At 59.2% G+C, this 22,502-nt stretch carries 17 protein-coding genes; all 17 read left to right on the top strand.

The window, feature by feature from the left end:
- Positions 1-256: 256 nt before the first annotated feature.
- Positions 257-1,831: an AMP-binding protein gene (locus ACXJKO_RS18930; RefSeq protein ID WP_457092630.1), complete on the top strand. Its 1,575-nt coding sequence runs from the start codon at positions 257-259 to the stop codon at positions 1,829-1,831.
- Positions 1,828-2,640, top strand: coding sequence for an ABC transporter ATP-binding protein (locus tag ACXJKO_RS18935; protein WP_457092631.1), 813 nt, complete (start codon positions 1,828-1,830; stop codon positions 2,638-2,640). The genes ACXJKO_RS18930 and ACXJKO_RS18935 overlap by 4 nt, the downstream gene beginning before the upstream one ends.
- Positions 2,637-3,401, top strand: coding sequence for an ABC transporter ATP-binding protein (locus tag ACXJKO_RS18940; protein WP_457092632.1), 765 nt, complete (start codon positions 2,637-2,639; stop codon positions 3,399-3,401). Before ACXJKO_RS18935 ends, ACXJKO_RS18940 begins: the two co-directional genes overlap by 4 nt.
- Before the next feature lie 2 nt (positions 3,402-3,403).
- Positions 3,404-5,029, top strand: coding sequence for an AMP-binding protein (locus tag ACXJKO_RS18945; RefSeq protein ID WP_457092633.1), 1,626 nt, complete (start codon positions 3,404-3,406; stop codon positions 5,027-5,029).
- On the top strand, positions 5,013-5,885 hold the full coding sequence (locus ACXJKO_RS18950) for a branched-chain amino acid ABC transporter permease (protein WP_457092634.1): 873 nt from the start codon (positions 5,013-5,015) through the stop codon (positions 5,883-5,885). The genes ACXJKO_RS18945 and ACXJKO_RS18950 overlap by 17 nt, the downstream gene beginning before the upstream one ends.
- Positions 5,885-6,934, top strand: a complete 1,050-nt coding sequence (locus tag ACXJKO_RS18955; RefSeq protein ID WP_457092635.1) for a branched-chain amino acid ABC transporter permease — start codon at positions 5,885-5,887, stop codon at positions 6,932-6,934. The genes ACXJKO_RS18950 and ACXJKO_RS18955 overlap by 1 nt, the downstream gene beginning before the upstream one ends.
- 49 nt (positions 6,935-6,983) lie before the next feature.
- Positions 6,984-8,150 (top strand): ABC transporter substrate-binding protein, encoded by a 1,167-nt coding sequence (locus tag ACXJKO_RS18960; protein ID WP_457092636.1) that lies wholly within the window; start codon positions 6,984-6,986, stop codon positions 8,148-8,150.
- 70 nt (positions 8,151-8,220) lie between these two features.
- A complete protein-coding gene (locus ACXJKO_RS18965) occupies positions 8,221-10,311 on the top strand; it encodes a 3-hydroxyacyl-CoA dehydrogenase NAD-binding domain-containing protein (protein WP_457092637.1) in 2,091 nt (696 codons plus the stop codon).
- Between the two features lie 35 nt (positions 10,312-10,346).
- Positions 10,347-11,519, top strand: coding sequence for a thiolase domain-containing protein (locus ACXJKO_RS18970; protein WP_457092638.1), 1,173 nt, complete (start codon positions 10,347-10,349; stop codon positions 11,517-11,519).
- A 2-nt stretch (positions 11,520-11,521) separates the two neighbouring features.
- Entirely contained in the window at positions 11,522-11,908 is a 387-nt protein-coding gene (locus ACXJKO_RS18975; protein WP_457092639.1) for a Zn-ribbon domain-containing OB-fold protein, read from the top strand.
- 39 nt (positions 11,909-11,947) lie between these two features.
- A complete protein-coding gene (locus ACXJKO_RS18980) occupies positions 11,948-15,217 on the top strand; it encodes a carboxyl transferase domain-containing protein (protein WP_457092640.1) in 3,270 nt (1,089 codons plus the stop codon).
- 139 nt (positions 15,218-15,356) lie between these two features.
- Positions 15,357-16,955, top strand: a complete 1,599-nt coding sequence (locus ACXJKO_RS18985) for a class I adenylate-forming enzyme family protein (protein ID WP_457092641.1) — start codon at positions 15,357-15,359, stop codon at positions 16,953-16,955.
- Positions 16,956-17,000: 45 nt separating this feature from the next.
- Complete coding sequence (locus ACXJKO_RS18990) at positions 17,001-17,777, top strand: SDR family NAD(P)-dependent oxidoreductase (RefSeq protein WP_457092642.1); 777 nt, start codon at positions 17,001-17,003, stop codon at positions 17,775-17,777.
- A gap of 23 nt (positions 17,778-17,800) precedes the next feature.
- Positions 17,801-19,018 (top strand): acyl-CoA dehydrogenase family protein, encoded by a 1,218-nt coding sequence (locus tag ACXJKO_RS18995; protein ID WP_457092643.1) that lies wholly within the window; start codon positions 17,801-17,803, stop codon positions 19,016-19,018.
- Complete coding sequence (locus ACXJKO_RS19000) at positions 19,015-20,052, top strand: phosphotransferase (protein WP_457092644.1); 1,038 nt, start codon at positions 19,015-19,017, stop codon at positions 20,050-20,052. Before ACXJKO_RS18995 ends, ACXJKO_RS19000 begins: the two co-directional genes overlap by 4 nt.
- A gap of 32 nt (positions 20,053-20,084) precedes the next feature.
- Positions 20,085-21,278: a beta-ketothiolase BktB gene (gene bktB / locus ACXJKO_RS19005; RefSeq protein WP_457092645.1), complete on the top strand. Its 1,194-nt coding sequence runs from the start codon at positions 20,085-20,087 to the stop codon at positions 21,276-21,278.
- A gap of 46 nt (positions 21,279-21,324) precedes the next feature.
- On the top strand, positions 21,325-22,502 hold a 1,178-nt coding region (locus ACXJKO_RS19010), incomplete at its 3' end, for an acyl-CoA dehydrogenase family protein (RefSeq protein WP_457092646.1).

The raw sequence follows: 22,502 nt of genomic DNA on the forward strand, positions 1-22,502 counted from the left end.
CTCCCGCCGGCATGCGAGATCGTTGAGTGTCATCTGATGAAATAAAATTTATGTATTGACACGACACTCCCGCAACACCAGGATTGCCGCAAAAGAGGCCGGCATAAGGCCCGCAACAAAAAAGGAGGAATTGAATATGCTCCATGCTGCCTTTTGTCCTATCACGCTCTCGGCCATGTAATTGTCCGAAGCGATGATCAACGCGGTTACAAAAGATCCACGCATCCCTGCTGTCGAGGATTGTGTCCTTCGCTACATGCTGGAGAAGCGCGTCATTGAATGTCCCGATAAAACCTATGTGGTTTTTGGAAACGGCGAAGCATGGACCTATGCCGAAACGCTGCGCCAAACGCGCCGTGCGGCCGCCGGTCTTGAGCGCTTGGGTGTACGTCAGGACGACAAAGTTTTGCTCGCATTGCCGAATGGGCCGGACGCGCTCCGTTTCTGGTTTGCGGCGAATTACCTTGGCGCTACGGCGGTCCCGGTGAATGCTGCTTATAAGGGTGGGTTGCTCGAAAGAGTCGTTACGAATTCTGAAGGCAAGGTGCTGCTCTCGACCTCCCAGTTCGCGGCGCGCTTGAACGATATCGAAAAAGGCAAGTTGGAAGCGGTCGCTGTATGTGACGGGCCTTTACCGGATCTGGGTACTCTCAAGGTTGTTTCGCTCCAGTCGCTCGACAATGCCGGTGACGAGACCGGACCGCTCGGCCGAGCCATTCTCCCATTCGACTTGCAATGCATCATCTACACGTCAGGTACGACGGGGCCTTCGAAAGGGGTCATGTGTTCCTACCTGCATCTTAATACCGCAGGCCGGGCGCTTCATTTCATGACCGCCGATGACCGATACATGGTCAACCTTCCCATGTATCACGTATCCGGAATCCTGCCCTGTATCATGATGATGACGCTTGGCGGATCGGTTGCAATCGTAGAGCGCTTCAGGACCGAAGAGTTCTGGGACACGATCGAGAAAACGAAGGCGACCTTCGTCATCCTGCTCGGCGTAATGATGCGCTACGTGCTTTCACAACCGGATCGTGGCATCGAGCGAAGCAGTTCTCTGAGAAAGATCATCGCGCAGCCCTATGATGGAGATGCTCAGCTGCTGCATGAACGCTTCGGTTTCGACGTCTATGCAACATTCAATATGACAGAAATCTCGATACCTCTGGTCTCACAGGCGAACCCGACCGTGATCGGTTCATGCGGTCGATCGAGGCCCGGTGTCGAGGTTCGAGTCGTTGACGAGTGGGATTGCGAAGTTCCCATCGGCGAAATCGGCGAGCTCATCATTCGCACGGATCAGCCCTGGGCCATGAACCACGGCTATTACAAAGAGCCGGAGGCCAYCGCGAAAGCGTGGCGCAATGGCTGGTTCCATACAGGCGATGCCTTTCGCCGTGACGAGGTCGGGAACTATTATTTCGTCGATCGCCTCAAGGATACGATCAGGCGTCGTGGAGAGAATATTTCCTCGTTCGAGGTCGAAGCCGAGATCATCGCTCATCCTGCCGTTCGAGAGGTTGCAGCTGTCGCGGTGCCCAGCGAGATCAGCGAGAGCGAAGTGCTGGTTGCGGTTTCCCTGGTTCCTGGGGCGTCCCTCGATCCGGCCGAACTCATCGAGTTTCTCCGCCCCCGGCTTCCCTATTTCATGGTCCCTCGTTTCATTCGCGTGATGGAGAACCTTCCGAAGACGCCGACGCAGAAGATCGAAAAGCACCTTCTTCGGGCAGAAGGTGTGACTATCGATGTGTGGGACAGAGAAGAAGCCGGGATTCACATCCGCCGCGATGTCGTCAACGCAAGCTCAGGGGCGCGATCGCGATGAGCCATCCTCCAAGAGATTTGCTGAGAATCGACAATGCCAAGATCGTCTATGGCAGAGCAGTCGAAGCTGTGCGTGACATGTCGCTTCGCGCGCCGGAAGGGCAGATCGTAGCGCTTCTCGGCACGAATGGCGCCGGTAAATCCACCTTGCTGAAGGCCATTTCCGGAATTCTGTCGTCCGAAGGTGGAGAGGTTGTGAATGGCGATATCTCCTTCGAAGGGCAGTCGCTGGTAGGCTTGCGTTCCGATGCCATCGTGCGGACGGGAATTGCACTTGTTCCGGAAGGCCGGCGCCTCTTCGCCAGGCTAACGGTGCGCGAAAACCTCATGATGGGCGGGTTCACCCGAAAGCAGGGCGATCTGCAGCAGTCCTTCGACAAGGTGATGGCTTTGTTCCCTCCGCTGCGGGACAAGCTGGAAAGAATTTCCGGCCTCCTTTCTGGTGGCGAGCAGCAGATGGTCGCTGTGGGACGCGCGCTCATGGCGGATCCCCATATGCTCATGCTCGATGAACCGTCCCTCGGACTGGCGCCGATGATCTTCGAGGAGATTTTCCGCGCGTTGAGGCGTCTGCGCGACGAGCAGGGCATGACGATTCTGCTCATCGAGCAGAACGCTCAGCTCGCGCTCTCATTTGCGGATCATGCCTACATCATGGAGAACGGGAAACTGGTTCTCGAAGGGCCGGCCGGCGAATTGGCGGGTAATCCAATCATCCGGTCGCTCTATCTCGGTCTCAATGAGAACGGTGTGCGCCGCAATCTGCGGGAGCAGGCTCCGATCCRCATGCGCGCGAGGTGGCCGCAATGACCGAAATTCTCAAGGTTGCAGGATTGGCGAAATCATTCGGCGGCGTGCACGCGGTGCGCGACGTGACGTTTTCGGTTCAGGAAGGGCATATTCACAGCATCATTGGGCCGAACGGAGCGGGAAAGACGTCGCTGTTCAACCTAATCAGCCGTGTCTATCCGCCGACCAAGGGCACGATCCAATTCGACGGTCATGATCTGACACGTTGCCCTCCTTACAAGCTCGCCCAGTTCGGCGTCGGCAGGACATTCCAGAACCTCGCATTGTTTCCTCACGAGACAGTTCTGGAAAATCTTCTGGTCGGACATCATGCGCGCAGTACGGCTGACGTGATCTCGGCATGCTTCTTTCTCCCAAGTGCAAGGCGCTCGGAAGCAGAGGCTTATGCCACGGTCGAGGACATCATCGATTTTCTCGACCTGTCGACGGTGCGGCATAAGCAGGTCTCCAGCCTCTCCTATGGCATGCGCAAGCGGGTCGAGCTGGGCCGTGCGTTGGCCATGAAGCCCAAGATCCTTCTTCTGGACGAGATGGTGTCGGGCATGAACCAGGAAGAGACAGCCGACATTGCCCGCCTCGTCCTGCACATCAATTCCGCCCTTGGTGTCACGATTCTGATGATCGAACACGACATGGGAATCGTCATGGATATTTCCGACAGGGTCACCGTGTTGAACTTCGGCCAGATGATCGCCAATGGGACGCCCGACGAGATCATGAGCAATCCGCTCGTGATCGACGCATATCTGGGGCGTCAGTAGCGATGATAGCAACCCAATCTTCCACTACTCTTCCGAGTCTTCTCATTGAGCGCGCCGCTCAAACGCCGAATGCCGTCGCGATTCAGTTCAAGAAGAAGGGCGTGTGGCACGCTCTGTCCTGGAATGAATACCTGTCTCGGGTTCAGCGCTGCGCTTTGGGCTTGAGCCGTCTCGGTTTCGGTGGGGGCGACAGGCTCCTTCTGATTGGAGAGGCTTGCCCGGAATGGCTCATCGCCGACCTGGCAGCTCAATGGCTCGGCGGCATTTCCGTGACGCCATATCCGGATGGCAGCGAGCACGACATCGTCTCCTCCGTTGAAGCTGTCCGGCCTCGTCTGGCAATCGTCGATCGCCTGGATCGGAAAATTGCTTTGGAAGCTCAATCGATCGAGACGCTCTGGCTTCGCTCTGAACCCGGCAATTCCGGTCAGAGCGTCGAGGATATGGCTGCCGGCGACCCCATCGGCACATCTCATGTTCAGAACAGCATCGCGACGATCGCATTCACGGCAGGGGCGGGCGGCGTATGCCGTCCTATCCGGCTGTCGCATGCCGATATCATCGCGCGTGCAAAGCAGGTATCCGTCGTCTTAAGTCAAGGGCAGACGACAGGTGTATTCTGTCAGGTGCCCTTCGCTCACCTCGCCGAACGTGTAGCCAGTGCCGTTCCGCACCTTCTGACAGGTGGCACGCTCTATTTCGGAGAGAGAATCGATACGGTTTCCATCGATTTGCGGGATATCGCCGTGGATCGGGTCAGCGCTCTCGCCTGGCAGTGGAATCATCTGGCACAGTCCCTCATCCTGAAGATGCAGGATGCGTCGCCGCGTGACCTGACGAGGTTCCGGAATTTGCTCGGTGGCAAGTCGGGACGCGTCACGGGCTGGATGATGCGCATGGCGCTTCGTCGGCACCTTGGTCTTCATCGTGTCAAACAGCTTGTTTGCCATAGCGCGGAGGTGAAGCCCGAAACGGATCGGTTCTTCGCAGCGATCGAACTGCCGCTTTTGACAGGATACGGAATTACGGAAGCTTGCGGGTGGAGTATGGTCAAGGTCGGTGAGGGACCATGGGCATCCATCTCGGGTCAGCGATATGATTTGGCCCGTGATGGTCAAGTGCGTCTATGGACTGATGATATGCCGCTTGAAACCGGAGACCTGGCTCTCGAAGAAGGTGGACATTTTCAGCTTCTCGGGCGTCGCGAAGGGAATGACGTCTCTGTCAGCCAGCATGTTCTGCGTGCTGAACGCGATATCCGGCAGAGTCCCTATATCGCCCACGCCGCATTGCTGCAGCATGGCTCGAACCTGCGCCTGATCGCGGCGATCGATCCTCTCACGGTCGGTGACTGGGCGCGCCGGCATGGGCATTCCTATACCAGCTTCCGCTCGCTGGCATCTCACCCCGAGACCCAGTTGTTCGTGATCTCGGAGGTCTCCCGGATTATCGCACGGCACATGCCGAATGGCGTCCATACAGACGTTATCATCCTGCAGGACCAAGCCAGCCGGGAGGAAGGAACCCTGACCGCCACTGGAAACATGCGTCGAGAGTCTTTCATTCGTGACATCGCTTTTTCCGACCTGCCCTCGAGAATGGAGATGAGAGATGCAGTATCTGGCTGAACTCGTCATCTCGGGCCTCGCGATCGGAACCATCTATGGCCTGATCGCCATGGCCTATGCCTTCATCTACAAGGCAACCGGCGTCGTCAATTTCGCCCAAGGCGAAATCATGATGCTGATCACTTATGTCACGATGTCGACCTTGCTTCTGACGGGAGCGCCATTCTGGGTCGGACTTTTGATGGCTCCGTTGATCGGCGTTGCCGTTGGCGTCACTGCGGAACGCCTCGTCATCCGGCCCATGATCGGACAACCACCCTTCGCCATCGTCATGGCGACGATCGGTCTGTCCATTCTCATGCGGTCGCTCATCGTGCTGTTCTGGGGCAGCGAGCCGAAGGAGTTCCCCGGTGTCTCCGGACAAGGCGTGGTCGATGTTTTCGGCATTGGTCTTTATCCATCGCAAATCATCGGCATCGTGATCTTCGTTGCCGCCTCAGCCGCCGTGTGGATCTTCCTGAGATACAGCCGCCTGGGCACCGCGATGCGCGCAACAGCCATCAGCGAGCAGGTCGCCATGCTCATGGGTGTCGATGTAAGGCGCATTTCATCGCTGAGCTGGGCCGGCGCCGCCGCTCTATCGGGACTGGCCGGCATTCTGTTCGCATTGACGACCTATGTGGGGCCAGACCTTTTCGTGGTTGGCCTGAAGGCTTTCCCGGCAACGATCCTGGGTGGACTTGATGCCGTGACAGGTTCTGCCGTCGGCGGGCTTATCATCGGAGTCACGGAGAATGTCGTCGGTGGTTATTTCGATACTAGCCTGAAGGAAATCGCAGGCTTCGTGGCGATCATCCTGATGTTGATGGTCAAGCCGAACGGTCTGTTCGGCGAACGGGATGTGGAGCGCGTCTGATGCAAGGAGCTGTATTTCCCAGGTCATACGCGGATTTCACCCGTGTCATCCGCACTCCAATCGCCGGCCTTCAGTTCGCCCTGCTGGCGGCGATTGTCGCGGCGTTCCCTCTCATGGCAAATTCCTATTCCATCGGCTTTGGAACGCTTATTCTGATCGCCGCGGTCGGAGCGGTGGGCTTCAACATCCTGGTCGGTTGGACCGGTCTTGTATCGCTGGGCTATGCAGGTTTCCTGGCCATCGGCGCCTACGCCAATGCGTATTTCATGAACAAGCTCGGCTGGTCTTTCCTCGTAGCGTTGCCAATGGCGGGCTTGGTGGCAGGTCTCGCCAGTCTGCTCGTTGGCATTCCCTCGCTTCGCCTGCGCGGGCTTTACCTGGCCATTACGACGCTGGCTTTCTCCGTCATCACCAATCACGTCATTCTCCTGGCGAAGCCGCTCACCGGTGGATCATCCGGGACGCAGGTGCGCCGTCCGATCCTCTTCGGGATCGATCTGACGAGTGATCGCGCTCTCTTCTACATCTGCCTCGTCGTGCTGCTGATCACCATCTGGATCGCCATCAACATTCGGCGCTCCTTTCTCGGGCGGGCGTTCTTTGCGATCCGGGATTACGAGGTTGCTGCGCGCGTCCTCGGGGTCAATGTGGTTGCCTACAAGCTGTTGTCGTTCGGCATCAGCTCTGCGGTGATCGGTATGGCAGGCGGACTCTTCGGGATGCACCTGCGCTATCTCAATGTGGAAAGCTTCGAGCTGCTGTTGTCTATCGAGGCGGTGTCGATTGCCATCGTCGGTGGACTCGGGTCGATCCCAGGCATGATCCTCGGCAGCGCATTCATGGTGCTATTGCCGGAGGTGGCTCGTCTCGGCTTCTCGTACCTCAGCTCATCATCTCTCGGCGACCTGTTCTCGTCGAATGCGCAGGAGATCAAAGGCGTCATCTACGGCCTCGTGATCATCCTGTTCCTCAGGTTCGCTCCAAGCGGCCTGATCGGCTTGATCAGACGTTTGAAAATACGCGTGCGGCAATGGCCGCTCCCTTACTGAATCGAAAACATCAACCGGGACGAACCCGATCATCGGAGAGGAAACGACAATGAGGAAGACTGGAATTAGCAGTTTAGTGCTCGCTCTGGCCATGGCAGGCGCAATCTCGACGGCGCAGGCAGAAGACGGGGTGACCGATACCCAGGTCACACTTGGCGGCTCCACCGCGTTGACCGGCCCCGGCGCCCTGGTCGGTATCGCACATGATCTTGGCGAGAAGGTCGCTGCTGCGGAGATCAATGAAGCCGGCGGGATCAACGGTCGCAAGCTCGTTCGCTTCTTCGAGGATGACGGCTACGTCCCTGCCCGAACCGTTCAGGCCGCTCGCAAGCTCCTGGATGTCGACAAGGTTCTGGCAATCACGGCCTCATCCGGCGCAGCCTCGACCATGGCGGCATTGCCGCTGATCGAGGAGAAGGGCGCTCCCATGCTGCAGACTGCAGCTCCAAACAGCGTCATGTTCTCCCCCATGCACAAAAACCTGTTCGTCGTCGGAAAGCCTTATGGCGCCGCGACCTATGAGATGGTGAAATTCCTCGCCGGGCGGAAACCCGGCGGCAAATACATCGCGATCGTGCAGGACGACGATTACGGCGATGATGTTCAGCATGGCTACGAGCAGGCATTGAAGGAGTTGAAGCTCGAATCCGTCGGCGTGCTTCGCTACAAGCGCGGTCAGAAAGAATTCGCGGCCGAGGTTCTCAAGGCCAAGCAGCTGGGCGCCACCACTATCGTTTCCGGCGGCATCATCGGCGAGAACGTGGCGATCGCGAAGGAAATGCGTCGCACAGGCATGAATGCGGAATTGGCGATGCTCTGGTCTGGGCGCATTCCGCAGATCATCGATCTGATGGGTGAAGCCGCAGAAGGCGTAATCGCCGCCGATTACGTAGGCGAGTTCTCGGACCCGTCGGGCCAGCGCTTCCTGGAGAAGGCGAAGAAGTATCTGACGGCAGATGAGGTCTCGAAGCTGAACCGCTACAGCCTGACCGGCTATGTCGGTATCAAGCTGATCGCGGATGCGATCCAGCGCTGCGGGAAGGACGTCACCCGCGTCTGTGTCATCGAGAAGCTGGAGACGACCAAGAACCTCGGAACCGACGACATTACGTCGCCTCTCAGCTTCACGCCGGAGACTCGCGTTTCGGATCTCAGCATGCGCTACACCATCGCCGACACCGCCAAGAAGGCGTGGATCCCGATCCCGCAGAAGTAATGCCCTGGGCCGCCCAGCTCCCACTGGGCGGCCTTGAACTGCGCTCCATTCGCACTGCTCCAGGACTGATATGACCCAAAGCTACACCCTTAATGACGGTATCGCTGAAATCCGGTGGAGCAATCCGCCTGTCGATAGTCTCAGCTTGGCGGTGCGTGAAAGCATCCATCGGGCGCTGTCCGAAGCGCTTGCGGATCCGGAGGTGAAAGCTGTCATTCTTGCAGGCAGCGGCAAGAATTTCAGTGGCGGCGCCGATGTTCGGGAATTCAACACGCCGGCTGCGACGTCCCAGCCCGATCTCGTCGCAATCGAAGAATTGTGCGACGCTGCGCAAAAGCCCGTCATCGCGGCGATTGCGGGTGTGGCCCTCGGCGGCGGGCTGGAAATCGCCCTGGCGTGCCACATGCGCGTTGCAGCACCATCCGCACGACTTGGATTGCCGGAGGTCAAGCTTGGCGTGCTTCCGGGCGCAGGCGGCACTCAACGTCTTCCGCGTCTGGTATCCGCCGAGAAGGCCATTGCCCTGATGACGAGCGGATCGTTCGTGAACGGAACAGAGGCCAAGGAAATCGGACTGGTCGACGAGATTGGCGATGACCCTGTCGAAACGGCCCGCCGTCTCGCAGCGGATCACGTAAAGACCGGTGGCCCACTCAGGCGTGCACGAGATCTATCCGTCAATCTGCCGAGCGAGGGCCGTGAGCAGTTCTTCGACAAGGCCCGCAAGGCCGCGCAGAAGCCGGGCAGGGGTGCGCCAGCCCCAGCCAGGATTGTGGATTGTGTGGAAGCTGCGGCCAATCGGTCTTTCGATGAGGGGCTGGCGTTCGAGCGTCAGTGCTTCGCGGAGCTGGTGGAAAGCCCTGAATCCGCTGCCTTGCGGCACGTATTCTTTTCTGAGCGCGCAGCTAGCCGGATAGCGGACCTCCCGCCCGATACGCCACGTCGAAAAGTTGAACTGGTCGGCATCGTCGGATCCGGAACCATGGGAACCGGCATTGCACTTGCGTTCGCAAATGGCGGCTATCGGGTTCGTATATTCGACGCGAACAACGATGCGCTGGATCGAAGCAAGGGGCGCGCCAAGGAAACCTACGATTCTGCAGTGAGCCGTGGGCGGATGGGTGCGGATGAGGCCAGAGACCGCTTCTCCCGCCTCAACTTCGTCAATGCTATCGAAGAATTGGCCGATGTCGATCTTGTCATCGAAGCCGTCTTCGAGAACATGGATGTCAAGCGGGATGTGTTCCAGCGCCTCGACAGGATCGTCAGGCAAGGTGCGATCCTCGCAACCAACACCTCGTTCCTCGATGTCAACGAAATTGCGGCGCAGACGAGCCGACCGAAGGATGTGATCGGGCTGCATTTCTTCAGCCCTGCCAACATCATGCGTCTTCTGGAGATCGTGCGGGCTGACAAGACCGCTCCCGACGTTCTTGCCACGGCGATGGAGATCGCCAAGAAGATCGGCAAGGTCGGTGTCGTCTCCGGCGTTTGCGATGGGTTTATCGGAAACAGGATGGTGGAGCGGTACGCGCTACGCGGCTTGGAACTCGTGGCTGAGGGCGCTTCACCTCAGCAGGTCGATGAAGCCATAGAGAAGTTTGGCATGGCCATGGGACCGTTTGCCATGTCCGACCTCGCGGGCAACGACATCAGCTGGTTGGATCGGAAACGCCGGATTGCCGAGAACCCGGATTATCGTTCTCCGGGATTTGCGGATGAACTTTGCGAGATGGGCTGGTTCGGTCAGAAAACCGGACAAGGATGGTACAAATACCAGAAAGGCGATCGGTCGCGGCATCCGAATCCTGAAGCGGAGGAGTTGATCGTCGATTGGCGCAAGCGTAACGGCATCACGCCTCGGACCATCTCGGACGATGAGATCGTCCAGAAATGCATCTATGCCCTGACGAATGAGGGCGCGAAGATCCTTCAAGAGGGAATTGCGCAGCGATCCTCCGATATCGATACGGTCTATGTGAGCGGCTACGGCTTCCCCGCGCATAAGGGTGGACCGATGTTCTATGCAGAACAGGTTGGCCTCGGGAAAGTTCTCGATCAGATCTCGACCTTTCATGCGCAGGAACCTGATGCCGGGTGGGAGCCAGCCTCCTTGCTCCGCGAGCGTGCCCATACGGGCCGCTTCGCTGCAGTGTCCTGAGAAGCCCGCATGATGTCGAGGAAAGCAAAAATACGATGAGCATCAAGGGCCAAGCCTATATTGCAGGCGTCTACGAGCATCCAACCCGCAAAGCGGACAACCTCTCGCTCGCAGAGCTTCATGCGGATGTCATCAAGGGAGCGCTGGCGGATGCCGGATTGGAAAAATCCGATGTCGACGGCTTCTTCTGCGACAGCGATGCCCCGGGTCTCGGCGCGTTGTCGATGCTCGACTATCTCGGAATGCGCGTGAATCACGTGGAGGCATCCGAGAGCGGCGGTGCGACCTATCTGTCGCAGGTCGCACATGCGGCCGAGGCAATTGCTGCGGGAAAGCTCAACGTCGCGGTCATCACCATGGCTGGCCGCCCAAGGGCTGAGGCCGCCGCAGGCGGGGTCGCGCCAAGGCCGTTTCCGGCCTCCACGCCGGATCTTCAATTCGAGCTTCCTTATGGAGCGGAGCTCGTCAACGAATACGCGCTCGCGGCCATGCGGCACATGTACGAGTTCGGGACCACGAGCGAGCAGTTGGCCTGGGTCAAGGTCGCGGCCTCACACCACGCGCAGCACAATCCCAATGCCATGCTGCCGAAGGTCGTGACCGTGGAGGAAGTGCTGAACTCTCCCATGATCGCGGACCCGCTTCACCGGATGGATTGCTGCGTTGTCAGCGATGGTGGCGGAGCCGCAATCATCGTACGTCCGGAAATTGCGAAAAGCCTCAAGAGACCCAGTGTGAAAGTTCTGGGGCATGGCGAGGCCGCCAAGCATCAGATGGGCGGGCATGTGGACCTGACCTACTCGGCGGCGGCCTGGTCCGGCGCCAACGCCTTTGCTGAAGCGGGGATTTCCCCGAGCGACATCAAGTATGCCTCAATCTATGACAGCTTCACGATCACGGTTCTCATGCAGCTCGAGGATCTCGGCTTCTGCAAGAAGGGCGAGGGCGGACGCTTCGTCGCAGATGGAAACTTGATCTCCGGCGTTGGCCGTCTTCCCGTGAACACGGATGGGGGTGGCCTCTGCAACAATCATCCTGGCTATCGCGGCGGCATGACGAAGATCATCGAAGCCGTTCGTCAGTTGCGCGGCGAGGCTCGCCCGCAGGTTCAGGTGCCGAATTGCGATCTGGTTTTGGCTCAGGCGATGGGCGGATCGTTGGGCACGCGCCATGCCGCTGCAACATTGATCATGGAACGGGAGGCTTGAGAATGACCGAACGTGTGCTCGAGTCGCCGGAACCGACTGTCGATACGCAGAAATATTGGATTGCCGCCGGGGAGCGGAAGCTGATGATCGGCAAATGTCGCTCTTGTGGGGAAGTCCACTTTTATCCACGCACGCGATGCCCCAAGTGTCTCAGCGCCGAGACGGAACTAGTCCAGGCATCCGGCAGAGGAACGGTCTATTCCTACAGCGTCATGCGGCGCGCCAAAGTTCCCTATGCCATTGCCTATGTCGCGCTGGAGGAAGAGGTGACCATGATGACGAATATCGTTCGCTGCGACTTCGACCGCATCGAGGTTGGAATGCCGGTGCGGGTGGCGTTTCAGTCCAGCGAGAATGGACAGTTCGTTCCGGTTTTCGAGCCTGCGTGACAGGTTTAGTTTTGACATGCACATCTTGAGTATCCGTCCATGCCCTTGAAAACCCTCCTGATTGCCAATCGTGGGGAGATCGCAGTGCGCATCGCCCGGGCAGCCGCTGAGCGGGGTATTCGCACCGTCTCCGTGTATTCGGAGGATGATGCCACATCGCTTCATGTTCGGCGGACCGATGCAAGCGTGGCGCTCAAGGGAAGGGGAGTCTCGGCCTATCTCGACACCAAGCAGATTCTAGATGTTGCTGAAGCATCGGGCTGCGATGCCATTCATCCAGGTTATGGGTTCTTGAGCGAGAATGCCGCATTCGCACAGGAGTGCGAGGAGCGCGGCATTGTCTTCGTCGGCCCAACGGCAGACGTTTTGAACCTGTTCGGCGACAAGGTTCAGGCCCGTGCTTATGCAATGTCCTGCGATGTCCCGCTTGCGAAGGGAACGAACGGGGCAACCAGTCTCAAGGATGTCGAAGCATTCTATCACTCGCTTGGTCCTGACGGGAAGGTGATGATCAAGGCTGTCGCGGGCGGCGGCGGACGTGGAATGCGGGCCGTCGACTCCTTCGATGACCTAGCGGCTGCATATGAACGCTGCCAATCGGAAGCCCGTGCGGCTTTTGGCGTGGCGGATGTTTATGTCGAGGAGATTGTCCAAGACGCCCGGCATGTGGAAGTTCAGATCATCGGAGACGGGACCGGTGCTGTCAGCCATCTCTATGAGCGTGAGTGCAGTCTTCAGCGCAGACATCAGAAACTCGTTGAGATCGCCCCATGCCCGGGACTGGATGCAAGAACGCGCGAGGCGATGGTGCGTGCCGCCACGGTGATGGCGAGAAAGGTCAAGTATAGAGGCGTGGGAACCTTCGAGTTTCTCGTACGATCCTCTCAGCCCGGCGCCGCTCAGTTCGTCTTCATGGAAGCAAATCCTAGAATCCAGGTCGAGCATACGGTCACGGAGGAGGTTCTGGGCCTCGATCTCGTGAACGCGCAGCTCGATATCGCTGGCGGAGCGACGCTTGCCGATATCGGCCTGTCTCAACCGGATATCCCGGAACCCCGAGGGTACGCCATTCAGGCGCGCATCAACATGGAGCGCATTCAGCCCGATGGCACGGCCTTGCCGGCGTCCGGGCAACTAGCAGCCTTCGAGCCGTCATCCGGCCCGGGCGTGCGTGTGGATACCTATGGCTATACGGGATATGTGACCTCGCCTTCCTTCGATTCCCTGATCGCGAAGGTCATTGTGCATACTCCGCGCGGGTCGTTCGAGGATGCCGTTCGCCGGGCGAGGAGGGCGGTGCAGGAGTTCAGGATCGAAGGTGTCGAGACGAACATTGCTTTCCTCCTTGCCATCCTCGACCGCGAGGAAATCGGACGCCAGCAATTCACGACTCGGTTTGTCGAGAACCATCTCCAAGAACTCGCTTCCCTCGCAGGTATCGCCAGTGACGCTTCATCACTGCCGGGTACTGTCGATGAGGATGGGCTCTATACAATCTCCTCGACGATGCATGGCATGCTTGTCGGCTTCGACGTGAAGGAAGGTGACATTGTTGCCGCGGGACAGCAAGTTGCTGTCATCGAAGCGATGAAGATGGAGATTGTCGTAACGAGTGCATCTGCCGGTATTGTCGAACGACTTCTCTCGCTGCCTCAGTCATCGGTCCAGACCGGGCAGCCGCTCTTGGCGCTGCGGCCTTTGGAAGGACAGGAAGTTTCCATCGACGAAGCAAAGCGTATTGACTTGGATGCCATCCGCCCTGACCTTCAGGAGCTCTTTGATCGGCGTGCGGGATTGGCTGATGAGGCGCGTCCCGATGCCGTCGGAAAGAGGCATGCACGTGGGCAGCGTACAGCTCGTGAGAACATTGCGGATCTCTTCGATCCCGAGAGCTTCGTGGAATATGGCGCTCTTTCGATCCCAGCTCAAAGGGGTCGGCGCCCCGTCGAGGACCYCATCGCCTCTTATCCGGCTGACGGCATGATTGCCGGTATTGGTTCGGTGAACGGGAGTCTCTTCCCGCCGGAACAGACCCGCTGCATGGTTCTGGCTTACGACTATACCGTACTCGCCGGCACCCAGGGCATCATGGCTCATCGCAAGAAGGACAGGATGCTCCAGCTTGCGGAGCAATGGCGGTTACCGGTCATCACCTTTGCCGAAGGCGGAGGAGGGCGGCCCGGTGATACGGACCATCTTGGCGTCAGTGGACTTGAATCCATGACCTTCCGTCGCTTTGCGGCGCTCAGTGGTATCGTGCCATTGGTGGGAATTGCAGCGGGTCGATGCTTCGCGGGAAATGCCGCGCTCCTGGGTTGCTGCGATGTGATCATCGCGACAAAGGATGCAACCATCGGCATGGCGGGGCCGGCTATGATCGAGGGCGGTGGACTGGGGACATTCACGCCCGAGCAAGTCGGCCCGGTCTCAGTGCAGGCGCCCAATGGCGTTGTCGACATCGTCGTCGAGAATGAGGAAGAAGCTGTCGCGACAGCCAAGCAGTATCTGTCCTATTTTCAGGGTGCCAAGAGCGACTGGTCATGCGAAGATCAGCGGCAGTTGCGCCATGCCATTCCTGAGAACCGTTTGAGAACCCATGATGTCCGCGCGGTCATTCATGGCATGTGCGACACGGACAGTGTTCTGGAACTGCGGTCGGCCTTCTCTCCTGCCATGGTGACGGCTCTTGCCCGTATCGAGGGCAGGGCGGTCGGCATCATTGCGAACAACTCGATCCATATGGCGGGCGCTATCGACGCGAATTGCGCCGACAAGGCTGCGCGGTTCATGCAGCTCTGTAATGCATTCGGATTGCCGATTGTTTCGCTGTGCGATACGCCAGGTTTCATGGTGGGGCCCGAGGCGGAAAAGACCGGCGTCGTGCGCCATGTCTCACGCATGTTCGTCGTCTCCGCCGGCATGCAGGTGCCCATCCTTACGGTCGTTCTGCGAAAGGCTTACGGCCTGGGCGCCATGGCGATGGCCGCAGGCTCGACCCATGCTCCGTTCGCGACTATCGCATGGCCTACGGCCGAGTTCGGCGGGATGGGGCTGGAGGGTGCGGTTCGCCTGGCTTATCGCTCCGAACTCGAGGCCGTGCAGGATCCTGTCGCGCGCAAAGCTCTCTTCGAGGAAAAGGTCCAGACGCTCTATCAGCACGGCAAAGCGCTCAATGTCGCAACCTATCTTGAAGTCGATGATGTGATCGACCCGGCTGAAACACGGAACTGGATTGCCAGAAGCTTTCAGGTTGCCCAGGCAGCGCCTAAGGACAGAACTATACGATCGCGATTCATCGATACTTGGTAACGCCGTTAGGCGACTGCCGCGAAAAGACCGGGATGCGGACTTGCCTGCTCGGGGAGGATATGTCACTTTGCGATAGGCATTTCATACCTTGAAATGCCTGAGGCCCGCGGCAAGACGGGCCAAGGAGAGGAGACACCCAATGGCATCTCCGTGGAAGGAGCGCTTTGCGAAACGCAGAGAGCTGCTGTTCGGCTCACGGTTGGTATCCTGCTATCAGCAGCGCCCGGCTTCGATCGACGCCATGTTCAAGGCGGCGGTCGCGCGTGCGCCGAAGCAGGAAGCTGTGGTCGATGGTGAACGGCGTGTTTCCTACGCAGATCTGGACGGTCAGGTCCAGAAGCTCGCCGAAGGGCTGTCGGCCCGTGGCATCGCAAAGGGGGATCGGGTCGGCATTCTTCTCTCCAACAGGGTCGAGTTCATTGCCTCTCTCCTGGCCTTGAGCCGCCTCGGCGCGATTTCCGTTCCCATCGGGACGAGAGAAGCGGGGCCTGGGATCGCCTTTATCCTCAATAATTGCCGCGCGAACGGGATCATCTTCGAGGCCGATCTTGCCGAGAGAATTCCTTCATCGGATGTTTCGCCCAGCCTGACACTTCGGATTTCGGTTGGCGGTGCGGTCCCTGCGGCCGAGACATTCGAGACGCTGCTTTCTGGGGGAAGCGCCTTTGCTCCTGTCGCCATCGACGAGGAGGATGGAGCCGTCATGCTTTATACCTCCGGCACCACAGGGCAGCCGAAAGGCGCGATCCTTTCCCACGTGAATATCATCCACTCCTCGATGCACTTCCAGGAGTGCTGGGAGTTCGAGGATGGAGAGCGGGCGATCCTTGCCGTTCCGGCCTCTCACGTGACGGGTCTGGTGGCGATCATCACGAGCATGATCCAGGTGGCAGGCTGCACGATCATGATGCGCAGCTTCGATGTTGCTGCCTATCTGGCGCTCGCCAGTAACGAGCGCATGACAACGACTGTGCTCGTTCCGGCCATGTACAACCTGATCCTGCTACGCGGAGATGTGTCGGGGCTGGACCTGTCCGCGTGGCGCATTGGTGGCTTCGGCGGCGCGCCCATGCCGGAGGCCAGCATCGAGGCCATGGCCGAGCGCCTTCCTAATCTCCACTTGCTCAATGCCTATGGCTCGACGGAATGCGCCACGATCATTAGCCTTGTGCCGATCGGCTACACGCGCCAGTGCCTCGACTCCGTGGGAGCGGCAGTGCCTTGTGGTGACCTTCGCATCGTCGACGATGAAGGAAAGGAAGCTCCTGCCGGCGTGGCGGGTGAAGTCTGGATCCGAGGACCCATGACCATCCGCGGTTATTGGGAGCGGGACGAGGCGACACGTGCGTCCTTCGTCGATGGCTATTGGCGCTCCGGCGATGTCGGATCCGTCGATGCGGACGGAATGCTCCGTCTCTTCGACCGCAAGAACGATGTCATCAACCGTGGCGGATACAAGATCTACAGCGTAGAGGTCGAAAACGTTTTGTCCCGGCATCCTGGTATCATCGAAGCGGCTGCCGTGTCTCATCCGGATCCCGTTCTCGGTGAGAAGCTGCATGTCTTCGTGGCGCGCAAGTCCGATGATGTGGACGAGAAGACCATTCGCGACTTCTGCCGTTCCATGCTCGCGGATTACAAGGTGCCGGACTTCGTGACGTTCCTGCCCGACGGGTTGCCGCGCAATCCTAATGGAAAAGTCCTGAAGCGATCGCTGCGTGACCTGATCAACGCCTAGTATCCGAACATCCGCTGGAGATGGCGGGTTTAGGGGAGAATTCTCGTGGTTTTAGACGATAAGTCGCGCTTCTCGCTGGAGGRCAAGACAGCCCTGGTGACGGGAGCTTCGAGTGGAATCGGGCGGCACATCGCGGCTACGCTTTCTGCGGCGGGAGCCAATGTCGTTCTCGCCGCCCGCCGCCGGGATCGGCTCGAAGACCTGCAAAAGGATATCGAGAGCGCGGGGCGGCGCGCGCTGAGCGTCGAGCTCGATGTGACGGATCGCGCCAGCGTCGAGCGAGGCTTCGAGGTTGCCGAGGAGGCGCTTGGGCCTATCGATAKTCTGGTCAACAACGCCGGAACTGCGGATACGGCCTCCTTCCTCGATATGACCGAGGAGGCCTGGAGTCATGTGGTCGAGACCAATCTCACCGGCGTCTGGCGCGTGGCACAGGTTGCTGCGCGACGGATGGCGTCCCGGAACAGAGGGTCCATCATCAACATCTCGTCCGCGCTCGGAATTGCAGTTCAAAGAAACCAGGCGAACTATGCCGCGGCCAAGGCCGGCGTCATTCAGCTCACACGCGTCATGGCGCTTGAACTCGGACGCTCGAATGTCAGGGTGAACGCTATCGCGCCCGGATATTTCCAAACCGAGATCAACGCCGAGTTTTTCGCAAGCCCTCAAGGCCAGGCCTATGTCGACAAGCTCTTTCCCCGCCGCTTAGGCGGGTTGGAGGAGCTCGACGGGCCGATCCTCCTGCTTGCATCCGATGCGGGAAGTTTCATGACGGGTTCCATTCTGGCCGTTGAAGGCGGCGCTTTGCTGAAGGGCTTCTAGCAAGGCAACCGAGGAGAAGGATTGTGGATTTTACTCCATCGACTAAAACGCAGGTGCTTGCCGACAGACTGACTGCTTTCATGAATGAGCATGTTTACAAGGCAGAGGCGGCTTATCATGCGCATGTGGAAACGGCGTCCAACCGCTGGACCATTCCTCCCGTCATGGAAGAGCTGAAGGCCAAGGCGAAAGAGCAGGGGTTGTGGAACCTCTGGCTGCCTGAATCGGAGTACGGGGCGGGCCTATCCAATCTGGAATACGCACCTTTGTGCGAGATCATGGGGCGTTCGCTGATCGGGCCGGAGGTGTTCAACTGCAACGCTCCTGATACCGGCAACATGGAGGTTTTCGTTCGCTATGGCACGCCGGAGCAGAAGAAACGCTGGCTTGAGCCGTTGCTGAAGGGCGAAATCCGCTCCGCCTTCTGCATGACCGAGCCCGAAGTGGCATCGTCGGACGCAACGAATGTCCGGTGCTCGATCGAGGCCGACGGCGACGATTATGTGATCAACGGCCGCAAATGGTGGGCGAGCGGCGCGCTCGATCCGCGGTGCAAGATCATGATCGTCATGGGGAAGACGGATCCCGATGCCGAGAGTCACAAGCAGCAATCCATGATCCTCGTGCCCACCGATGTGCCCGGCGTGCAGATGATCCGTCCCATGCAGGTGTTTGGACACGACGATGCACCCCATGGACACGCCGAGATCGTGTTCGACAACGTGCGGGTTCCCAAAGCGAATATCCTGCTGGGCGAGGGAAGAGGCTTCGAGATCGCGCAAGGACGCCTGGGACCGGGCCGTATTCACCACTGCATGCGCCTGATCGGCTGTGCGCAGCGGGCGCTGGAAATGATGTCGCATCGCGCGCATGAGCGTGTAGCGTTCGGAAAGCCGCTTGCGGAGCAGGGGACGGTTCGGGAGGAGATTGCCCGCAGCGCGTGCGAGATCGCTCAGGCTCGGCTTCTCACCCTGGCCGCCGCCGACAAGATGGATCGCGAGGGCAACAAGGCTGCCCGCGATATGATCGCAATGATCAAGATTGTGGGGCCTTCGATGGCGCAGACCGTCATTGACAGGGCCATTCAGCTGTTCGGTGCAATGGGCGTGAGCCAGGATACGTTCCTCGCCGACGCTTGGAAATACGCCCGCACGATCCGCATCGCCGATGGCCCTGATGCCGTGCATCTGATGAGCCTTGGAAGGCAGCTTCTCAAGCAATATGGAACTGCGAAGGCATGAGCGATATCGCCCATCTCGATCTGGAGAAACTGACGCCCTACCTGGAAGCTCATCTGCCGGGCTTCCAGAGGCCGGCGACGGCGCGGAAATTTCCAGGCGGACAGTCCAATCCCACCTTCCTGATCGAGACTGCCTCAGGGCGATATGTCCTGCGCCGAAAGCCTCCTGGCGTCCTCCTGCGCTCCGCTCACGCGGTCGAGCGGGAGTATCGGGTGATGAAGGCCCTTGGCGGAAGTGCAGTGCCGGTTCCAACGGCTCGGCTCCTGTGCGAGGATTCTTCAATCGTCGGCACACCGTTCTTCGTTATGGACTTTCTCCAGGGGCGCATCTTCTGGGATCCTGCATTGCCTGAGATTCCGAAGGAAGAACGTGCAGCTTACTACAAGGAAATCGCCCGTGTTCTCGGCGAGCTGGCGCGCCTGAATGTGCAGGAAGTCGGGCTTGCGGATTATGGGCGGAGTGGGAACTACGTTCAGCGGCAGATTTCGCGGTGGGTTGAACAGTACCGGGCGTCTGAAACCGAGACCATCCCTGCGATGGAGGATCTGATCGCTCGCCTGTCGGACTGGAAGCCCGATGATGAGCGGGTCGCCCTGGTGCATGGCGATTTCCGCCTCGACAATCTGGTTTTTCACCTGRCTGAGCCGAGGATCATCGGAATACTGGACTGGGAGCTTTCGACCCTCGGCACGCCGCTGGTCGACCTATCCTATTTTTGCACGATGCTGCGCCTCCCGCGGGAAGGGCATGTGAAGGGTCTAGGTGATCTGAGCCGCGATGAGTTGGGCGTGCCGTCAGATGTGGCATTCATCCGGGACTTCCAGCATTTCAGCCGGATCGAGGTTCCAGGCGACTGGAATATGTGGCTCGCGTTCCACGCATTTCGGTTCGCTGCGATTACGCAGGGCGTGAAGAAGCGCTATCTTGACGGCAATGCATCGAGTTCGGATGCTGCTGGTGCTGCAGCCATGGTCGAGGTTGCGGCCTCCCTTGGCCGTTCGTTGCTGGATGAACCGTCGGCATCGATTGCATAATCTTAAACCAAGTTTCGAAAGCAGGCAGAGTCATGACCTCTTCACGCAAAGACGTTTTCATCGCAAGTGCCGTCAGAACGGCAATCGGCGTATTCGGCGGTTCACTGAAGAACCACGCTCCGACAGAGCTTGCGGCACTCTGCACGAAGGAGGCTGTCGCGCGTTCGGGTTTGAATGAGGACGAGATCGGCCAAGTATTCTTTGGACATGTCATCAACACCGAGCCTAAGGACATGTATCTCGCGCGTGTCGCCGCATTGAAGGCCGGTCTGCCGATCGAGACGCCTGCCATGAATGTCAACCGGCTCTGCGGTTCCGGACTGCAGGCCATCGTCAGCGCGGCGCAGGCCATTACGCTCGGCGAGTGTGAAACGGCCGTTGCAGGCGGCGCGGAGGTGATGAGCCGCGCGCCATACCTTATGCAGTCCGCCCGCTGGGGGCAGAAGATGGGCGACAGCACGGTAGTCGATGCGCTGGTCGGTGCGCTCAGCGATCCGTTCGGGCACGGCCATATGGGCGTGAYGGCGGAAAACATTTCGCGCCGCCGGCAGATCTCTCGCGAGGATCAGGATGCGTTCGCGGCCGAAAGCCATAAGCGTGCCGCGCGAGCTCTCGAGGAAAAGCGCTTCGCCGACCAGATCGTGCCTGTCACGGTCAAGGATGGAAAAGGTGAGCGCGCATTCGATACCGATGAGAATGTCCGCCCTGATACATTGGCCGAGAAGCTCGCCGGTTTGAAACCCGTCTTCGAGAAGGCTGGCACCGTGACGGCCGGCAACGCATCCTCGATCAATGATGGAGCCGCTGCTCTGGTTCTTGCGAGTGAAGAGGCTCTTCAGCGCAGGAACCTGAAGCCTCTCGCGAGGATCATCGATTGGGCCCATGGCGGTGTCGAGCCGGATGAAATGGGACTTGGCCCCATTCCCGCCGTGCGCAGGCTTCTTGAGCGTACAGGTCTCAAGATCGACGATTTCGATGTCATTGAATCCAACGAGGCATTCGCCGCACAGGCCTGTGCCGTTGCGCGTGATCTCGGCTTTCCGGGGGATAGGACGAACCCGAATGGCGGGGCTATCGCATTGGGGCACCCGGTCGGTGCCAGCGGCGCAATCATTACGGTGAAGGCGATCCATGAACTTAAGCGCTCCGGTGGTCGCCGTGGTCTCGCCACCATGTGCATCGGCGGCGGCCAGGGGATCGCTGTCGCTTTCGAACTGGTTTCTTAAGCACGGCCGCTGAGCCTGACCTGATTTTCTGCAAGAAAGAATGCGAATGAGTTACCGCGCGCCCGTCGAGGACATTCTCTTCACCCTCAATGAAGTCGCTGGCCTCGATCAGGCGATTGAGAGTGGCCTGTATGGTGACCTGACGCCCGATCTAGTCGAAGCCATTCTCGAGGAGGCGGCCCGCTTCGGAAACGAGCGCATCGCTCCTTTGAACCGTATCGGAGATCAGGTCGGCGCAAAGCTGGAGGCCGGCACGGTCACTCTTCCGCAAGGATGGCGGGATACCTATCGGGCTTGGGCCGAGGCGGGGTGGAACTCCGTTTCCTGCGATCCGGAATGGGGCGGGCAGGGGCTCCCGTTCCTTGTTCAGGCGGCATGCACGGAAATCTGGAATTCCGCGTCGATGGYGTTCGCCTTGGGCCCCTTGCTTACGGCAGGTGCGGTTGAGGCTATCGATGTTCATGGCAGCGCGGAACTTAAGGAGCGTTACCTGTCCAAGCTCATTTCAGGAGAATGGACGGGAACCATGAACCTGACGGAGCCGCAGGCCGGTTCCGATCTCTCCACGATGCGCAGCCGCGCCGAGCCGGTTGGGGATGGCAGCTACTGGATCGCGGGACAGAAGATCTTCATCACTTATGGTGAGCACGATCTGACAGACAACATCATCCATCTCGTTCTCGCGCGGCTTCCCGATGCGCCGGCAGGAACCCGTGGGATTTCGCTCTTTCTCGTGCCGAAGGTTCTGCCTGATGGCACCCGCAACGACGTGCATTGCGGCGGCATCGAGCACAAGCTTGGGATTCATGCCTCACCCACCTGCACCATGATTTTCGGTGACAAGGGCGGTGCCATCGGCTGGCTTGTGGGTGAGGAGAACCGCGGTCTCAACTGCATGTTCACGATGATGAACAATGCACGTCTTGCCATGGGCCTTCAGGGTGTGGGGATTGCTGAGCGCGCCTATCAGCAGGCCCTCGGCTTTGCCAAGGAAAGGCGCCAAGGCAAAGCGCAGGGTTCATTGGAGGCGAGCTTCATCATCGACCATGCGGATGTGAAGCGCATGCTTCTGACAATGAAGTCGCAGATCCACGCAGCCCGCGGAATCTGCTATCTCACGGCAGCCTCCATCGACCGCGCCCGTTTGGAAACGAGCGAGGAGGCGAGGCGAGCCGCTCATGAGCGCGCCTCGCTGCTGACACCTGTGGCCAAGGCCTATGGAAC

Source organism: Microvirga sp. P5_D2 (genome assembly GCF_054049475.1).